9 protein-coding genes are annotated in these 6,193 nt (G+C 68.7%); 3 read left to right on the forward strand and 6 right to left on the reverse strand.

Annotated features, from left to right (window positions below):
* Positions 1-2: 2 nt before the first annotated feature.
* The 4 genes from FPZ41_RS26345 to FPZ41_RS26360 form a co-directional block, all read right to left on the reverse strand.
* On the reverse strand, positions 3-539 hold the full coding sequence (locus FPZ41_RS26345) for a DUF2087 domain-containing protein (RefSeq protein WP_152866181.1): 537 nt from the start codon (positions 537-539) through the stop codon (positions 3-5).
* On the reverse strand, positions 536-1,048 hold the full coding sequence (locus FPZ41_RS26350) for a hypothetical protein (RefSeq protein WP_152866173.1): 513 nt from the start codon (positions 1,046-1,048) through the stop codon (positions 536-538). The genes FPZ41_RS26345 and FPZ41_RS26350 overlap by 4 nt, the downstream gene beginning before the upstream one ends.
* Positions 1,049-1,150: 102 nt before the next feature.
* Complete coding sequence (locus FPZ41_RS26355; protein ID WP_152866174.1) at positions 1,151-1,540, reverse strand: hypothetical protein; 390 nt, start codon at positions 1,538-1,540, stop codon at positions 1,151-1,153.
* A gap of 152 nt (positions 1,541-1,692) precedes the next feature.
* Positions 1,693-2,190 carry an ATP-binding protein gene (locus FPZ41_RS26360; protein WP_152866175.1) on the reverse strand — a complete coding sequence of 166 codons (498 nt, stop codon included), beginning with the start codon at positions 2,188-2,190 and terminating at the stop codon, positions 1,693-1,695.
* Between the two features lie 191 nt (positions 2,191-2,381).
* On the opposite strand from FPZ41_RS26360, the gene FPZ41_RS26365 reads away from it, so the two are divergent.
* Both FPZ41_RS26365 and FPZ41_RS26370 read left to right on the forward strand, forming a co-directional pair.
* Positions 2,382-3,269 (forward strand): helix-turn-helix domain-containing protein, encoded by an 888-nt coding sequence (locus FPZ41_RS26365; RefSeq protein WP_322620746.1) that lies wholly within the window; start codon positions 2,382-2,384, stop codon positions 3,267-3,269.
* Between the two features lie 3 nt (positions 3,270-3,272).
* Complete coding sequence (locus FPZ41_RS26370; protein ID WP_322620747.1) at positions 3,273-3,470, forward strand: DUF397 domain-containing protein; 198 nt, start codon at positions 3,273-3,275, stop codon at positions 3,468-3,470.
* Between the two features lie 4 nt (positions 3,471-3,474).
* Here FPZ41_RS26370 and FPZ41_RS26375 read toward each other — a convergent pair whose 3' ends face one another.
* Together FPZ41_RS26375 and FPZ41_RS26380 are read right to left on the reverse strand one after the other, a co-directional pair.
* The gene (locus FPZ41_RS26375) at positions 3,475-4,494 is read right to left on the reverse strand and encodes an LLM class flavin-dependent oxidoreductase (RefSeq protein WP_152866176.1); all 1,020 of its coding nucleotides are present in this window, start codon (positions 4,492-4,494) and stop codon (positions 3,475-3,477) included.
* 98 nt (positions 4,495-4,592) lie between these two features.
* A complete protein-coding gene (locus FPZ41_RS26380; RefSeq protein ID WP_152866177.1) occupies positions 4,593-5,258 on the reverse strand; it encodes an NADPH-dependent FMN reductase in 666 nt (221 codons plus the stop codon).
* A 330-nt stretch (positions 5,259-5,588) separates the two neighbouring features.
* Between FPZ41_RS26380 and FPZ41_RS26385 the strand changes: the two genes are divergently transcribed.
* On the forward strand, positions 5,589-6,140 hold the full coding sequence (locus FPZ41_RS26385) for a hypothetical protein (RefSeq protein ID WP_152866178.1): 552 nt from the start codon (positions 5,589-5,591) through the stop codon (positions 6,138-6,140).
* Positions 6,141-6,193 lie beyond the last annotated feature (53 nt).

Raw genomic sequence — 6,193 nt, forward strand, 5'->3', positions numbered from 1 at the left:
CGTCAGACGCGCTCGTAGGTGGTGCCGGACTCGTTTCTGCGCAACAGTCCCTCGTCCACGAGGGCACGGCGCAGGCTCACCCAGTCGTCGAGCCATTCGCCGCAGATCGCGTTGACCTTGGCCTCGGAGTAAGTCACGCCGGGCTCGAACGAGTCCTTCACCACAGCCAGAACACGGCTGCGTACCTCCGCCTTGCCCGGAATGGACGTGAGCCGACCACGACGGAAGTAGGAGCCCGCCCCGTCTCCGCTGCCCCGACCGGAGACCCTGACCTCGGCCTGGACCGCGAGCCGGAAAGTGTCGTCGAGCAGCGTGTACGTGCGCTTTTCGCTGTCGAAGGCGGCGATCCGGCCGTCCGTCAGCTTCTGCAGTGCCGCGGCGGCGGCCGGTGGGCGGAGCTTGGTCAGTTCGGCGACCTCGGCCACGGAGGTCGCGCCGAGGGCGAGGGCCGCGTAGGCGGCGCGCCGGTCGGTCTGGGCGAGGAGACCGACCAAGTCGCGGCAGGAGGGTGAATGGTCCTCGGTGGGGGCCGTGTTCATGGTGTCCATTCCGGTTGTGGTTCCGGGCACCGATCGTCGTCGTCGTTGTCGTAGAACTCCTCGGGCGGGGGTGCGAGCACCATCGGCCAGTCGTCGTAGGTCGCGAGCAACTCGTCCAGTGGAATGTCCAGGCCCGTGGTGAAGACGACGGTCCCCTCGGACAGTCGTACGGACGCCTCCGGAGCGGCTGCTGTCTGCGCCCGCAGGATCACCACGGCCTCCGGGTCGACGACCGACCGGCCGGTGAAGTCGGCGGGGTCCACGCCGACCGCGAGCAATGCGCTTGGGTAGACAGCGACGTCGACCACCAGTTGGCCGCCGTCGCGTGCCTGCTCGGCCCAACCGTCGGTCCGCAACAGGCAGGCCCACCCGTTCACCTCGTGACAGTAGTCGCCCAGCCGGGCCACGGCGCGCTCCCCGGGAGTGCCCTCGGGATCAACGAGGAGGACAGCGACGGGCACGTCCGGTTCATCGGGATCCAGGCCGGAACGTACGTACAGGCGGGCCATCGGCGCCTCCAGGTCGCAGCAGGTCGGGCATCAGTACACACCACGCCAACGACACCGCTGTCGTGCAGGGTCCCGGGATCTCGACACTGCCCTCCCGCCTCCTCACTCGACCTTGCTGAGTGTGACCTTCATGGATGGCTGGTAGGTCGTTCCGTCATCGGTGCGCTCGTGCGGGACGGTCTGGACGCGGTGGTCGTCGCTGAACTCCACGGTGGAACGGGTGGTGCCGCCCTGGTAGGTCCACGTGTCGCCACGCGCGACCAGGCCACTGACGGTCACGTTGCCCTGGCTGTCGAAGCAGTGCGACCTGTAGGCGCCACTCACCTCGTCGTACCCGGTGACCTCCACGCCACCGACGTCGAACTCTCCGATGCGCCCGTATGCCTTATGGACGACGAAGAACCCACCAGGAGCCCACTCGTACACGTCGGGGTCGTGATCGCCGGTCCGGGGCTTCCGTCCTCGTTGATCATGTGCCCTACGTTGATCCATCTCCCCACCCAAACGTCGAGCGCATCGTGCCGGGGCCCTCGCCCGGCCCCCTGCCCCTCGGCGCCCTCCACACCTCGGTTGACCGCCCGCGAGTTGGCGACGCGCCCCCACGCCGCGGGTAATTGGCAGATTTGGGCCAGCCCTAGAGGCTGTCACCAGGCACTACCCGAGTCACTCGTGGCCGAAATCTGCCAATTACTCGGCCGGGTCGTTTGGGCGGTCGGTGTTTGGTGTACGACGTTCAGTTCGCACCAGACGGACTTGCCGACCGTCAGCTCGGTCACGCCCCAGCGGTCGGCGATCTCCCGCACGATGAGCAGGCCGCGCCCGAACATGTCGTCCTCCGCCGCCACGCGCGGGCTCGGCAGCGACTCGCCCTTCGGGTCCGTGACGGCGATAAGTACGGCGCGGTCGGTGAGGGTCAGTTCCACGCGGAAGAGGCGGTCGCGCACGCATCCGTGCAGTACGGCGTTACTGCTCAGCTCGGACACCAGCAGGGCCGTGTCGGCGGCGAGTTCAGGGTGCCCCCATTCGGTGAGGAGGCGGTGGGCGCGGCCGCGGGCGAGGGTGACGCTCTTGAGGAGTGGGGTGTAGTCGAGGCGGTCGTGGTGGAGGGCCTGGGGCTGGGCGGATTCTTCGGGGGTGGCCATGTCGCGTACCTCCGGGCAGGGGTGAGCAGCGCCACGGTCAACTGGCGTCGCGCCGTGATGGGTTCACAGCGGAAGGTAGCGACACGAGCGCTCGACAATCAATCTCCACCCGGAAGATATCCACCGATCGTGTTGCGAGTGCCGCGCCACGGCCAGCAAACTGGCTCCCGCACAGCCCCAAGGGAGCGAAAGTGACAGCAAGCCAGGCACGTCAGGGGAACAGCACGTCCAGCGTCCTGGGACGCAGGCTCGGGGCTGAACTCCTCCATCTGCGCACCGCAGCCGGTTTCACCCAGCCCCAGGCCGCGACAGTGCTCTCTGCTTCGACAGCGAAGATCGCCAAGATGGAGGGCGGCTGGGTACCTGTACGCGATCCGGACATCCGAGCCTTGTGCGAGCTGTACGAGGTCCACGACCCCAACATCGTCGGTGGGCTCCTTGAGTTGGCCAGGGTCGACCGTGAACGCCGCAAGGCCAAGGGCTGGTGGGACAACTACACAATCCACGGCGTCATGCAGGAGTACGTCACCCTGGAGAGCGCAGCGACGACCATAAGGGTGTGGCAATCGGCGTTCGTCCCGGGACTGCTTCAAACCACCGCGTACGTAAGGGCCTTGAGGAGCGGCCCCATCACATCGGCGGCCATGAGCAGACAGTCCGACGAGGAGTTCGTGGCCGCCCGGATCGCACGGCAGCAGCGCCTCTCCGGTGAAGCGCCGCTCTCACTCCACGCGGTGATCTACGAAGCGGTGCTCCGGAACTTCCCGGGTGGGGTACGAACGGCTCGCAGCCAGCTCGACCACCTGGTCGGGATGGCCGACTTGCCCAACGTCACCCTCCAGGTCTTCCCTTTCAGCGCGGGCACGCACTTCGGACTGAACGGCTCGTTCAACATCATCTCGTTCGCCGAACCCGGAGCCATGGACATCGTGTACGTGGAGGCCCCGTTCGCTCAGCGGTGGGTGGAGGGTGGAGACGGCGCCACTGCTTACGATGAACTGTTCGAGATGATCGCCGAACGGTCCCTCGAAGAGCAGGAGTCCGTCTCGTTCCTCCACAAGCTCCGGAAGGAACTCTGAGCCGTGTCCGGATTCACGTATCGCAAGTCCAGTTACAGCGACCCCGAGGCCGAGTGCGTCGAAATAGCCACCAACATCCCCACCACCATCGCCATACGCGACTCCAAGAACCCCTGCGGTCCGACCCTCCGCATCCGCCCCACCACCTGGACCGCCTTCGAAACCGCGCTGTGCGAAGGCAAGTTGTCGCCCCTCCGGTAAGGCCTCAGTCGGCGGGCCGCCACCCCAGCGCCGGTCCCAGCTTCGTCGCGATGTCCGTCAGGATCTGCACGTAGTCCTCGTGGGCGAAAGTGAAGGGGAGGGCGAAGGCCACCTCGTGGATTTCCCTGAACGCGGCGTGGGCGTACAGGCGTTCCGCTATCTCCTCCGAGGTGCCGACAAGGTCCGGGGCGAACATCATGCGGGCCGGGCCCTGGGGGGTGGTCGTGCGAGGGGTGCGTTTCGCGGCGTACTCCTCGTACTTCGCGCGCTGTTCCCGGGTCGCACTGTCCGTGGGGATGACCACCAGGCCCTGGGAGACGCGGGCGGCGTCGCCGTCGGGGTGGTGGGCGCGGAACGTGCGGATGTGCGACAGCTGGATCTCCGCGAAGTCCTCGGACTCCTCCGCCTTCACCACGCTGCTGGTCAGCAGGTTCATGCCGTGCTCGCCCGCCCACCGCGCCGAGCGCAGGCTGCCGCCGCCGTACCACATGCGGCGGCCGAGGCCGGGAGACTGCGGTTGCACCCTGTCCGAGAAGACCTCGAAGCCCTCCACCCCGCTGAAGTCCGTGGCCGGCTTGCCTCGGACGAAGTCCAGGAGGCGCTCCACCCGGTCGTAGCCGAAGTCCTCGGAGGCCGCAGTGTCCGGGTACAGGGCCTGCTTCACCTGGTCGTAGTGCATCGGGGGGCCGACACTCACGCCCGGATTGAGGCGGCCCCCGGAGAGGATGTCCACCGTCGACAGGTCCTCGGCGAGGCGCAGCGGGTTCTCCCAGCCCAGGGGCGTGACCGCGGTGCCGAACTCGATGCGGTGCGTGCGCTGGGAGGCCGCCGCGAGGACCGCCACCGGGGACGAGATGCCGTACTGGAGGTGGCGGTGCCGCAGCCACGCGCTGTCGAAGCCGAGGCGCTCGCCGAGTTCGATGACCTCCAGGGTCGACTCGTGGCCCCGGCGCGGATCGGCCTCGTCGAACAGTCCGATGGTCAGGAAGCCCAGCTTCCGCAACGGTTGTGAGGGCAGCGGCATGGGGGGCTCCTCCATCGGCACGGCGTCGCTTCAATACGGCATCGCTTCGGAACGTCTCTACGTCAAAGCCTCCGTGCTCCGGTTCTGTTCCCTCAGTCTCAGCCCGCGTACGGCCGTACCTCCTTCGCCTCCCGCAGGGCCCTCCCCCACCAGGCCAGCTGGTCCAGCATCACCTTCGCCGCCGCGTCCGGGGCGGACGGGTCCTTCAGGCGGCCCGAGTCCTCGAAGGACCCGTGCGCGTTGTGGAAGGACACCGTGTCGCGGACCGTGGTCGCGTGCAGCTCGGCGAAGACCTGGCGGAGGTGTTCGGCGGCGCGGAGGCCGCCCGAGATGCCGCCGTAGGAGACGAGGGCCACCGGTTTGGCGCGCCACTCGTGGAAGTGCCAGTCGATGAGGTTCTTGAGGGCGGCCGGGTAGGAGTGGTTGTACTCCGGGGTGACGACGATGAAGGCGTCCGCGGACGACAGCTTCGGGGTGACGGCCGCGAGCGCCTCGGTCGCCTCGGGCGAGGGTGAGAGCGTCGTCGGCAGCGGGACCTCGGCCACGTCCACGACGTCCACCTCGAAGTCGCCGTGGGAGCGGATGCGGCCGATCAGCCAGTCGGCCACCACGGAGCCGAAGCGGCCCTCGCGGTTGCTGCCGATGACGAGGGTCACTCGGACGGGGATCTCCCTGGGGGCCTCCGCGAGGGCGGCCACGGTGGGGGCAGGGGTGCGGTGTTGCTGAGTGATCTCAGCGGTCTCAGCGGTCTCAGTGGTCTTCATGGGCACAGCCTCGTACCTCAACTTTCCTTGAGGTCAAGTCGTCGCTGAGTGGTCGGTCTCGCGAGCTCGGCGGTCACCCGTTCACAGGTCCGGCCTCCCCCTTACGGGTTTTTTGCCGAGGAGCACTCGCAGCGCGCCCATGACCTGCTGGAATGCCGGGCATCTTCGGCTCGGACACCTCCTCTCCTGACACCCATTCACATCATTTCTGACAGTTCATCAGGAAGCGCGGGAGGCTGGGTGCCACTTACCTCGGTAGGGCAGGGGCTCGACCGACTCAGCGGCACCTGGGGGTGTCGCGGGCCGTGCCCTCTCGGAGGAGCAACCACCATGCGACATACCGCCCGGCCGCGAGCCTCCCGGCTGCAAACCGTTACCGCCCTCGCTGTCGTCGCCGTAAGTCTCGGCGTCGGGCCCGCGTACGGCGCGGAGACGGCGGACACGCGAGCGGGACGGCTGGAGGTGCACCCCACGAGCGTCGTCCCGGGTGCCGAGGTCACCGTCGGCACGGTGGCCTGCGGTGCGGACGGCACGGCGGCGGGCGACGCGAGCTCGGTCGGCGCCGGCGCGTTCACCCTCTCGCCCGGCACTCCGCCGGGGAACACGACGGGACGGTTCAGGGTGCCGCCGGGCGCCCAGCCGGGGACGTACGAGATCGTCGCGCGGTGCTCCCGGGACGGCGCGGAGGTGGCCGGTGATCTGGTGGTCAGGCTCACCGCCGGCGGCGAGCCGACGCACCCGAGGGGAAGTGTGAAGACGGGGGTCGGAGGCGCGCTCGGCCCCGACCCCGTGAAGACCGCGGCGGGCGTGGCGGCGCTGGCCGTCGCCGCCGCGGGCGGTACCTGGCTGCTGCATCGCCGCGTGAGAGGCGAGGCAATCTGACGGGCACCCTCCGCTGCCCGTCCGCCGGTACCGCCGACCCCTCCCCTCCGGGC

The sequence above is a fragment of the Streptomyces acidicola genome (assembly GCF_009377235.1).
In the GTDB taxonomy this organism is placed as follows: domain Bacteria; phylum Actinomycetota; class Actinomycetes; order Streptomycetales; family Streptomycetaceae; genus Streptomyces; species Streptomyces acidicola.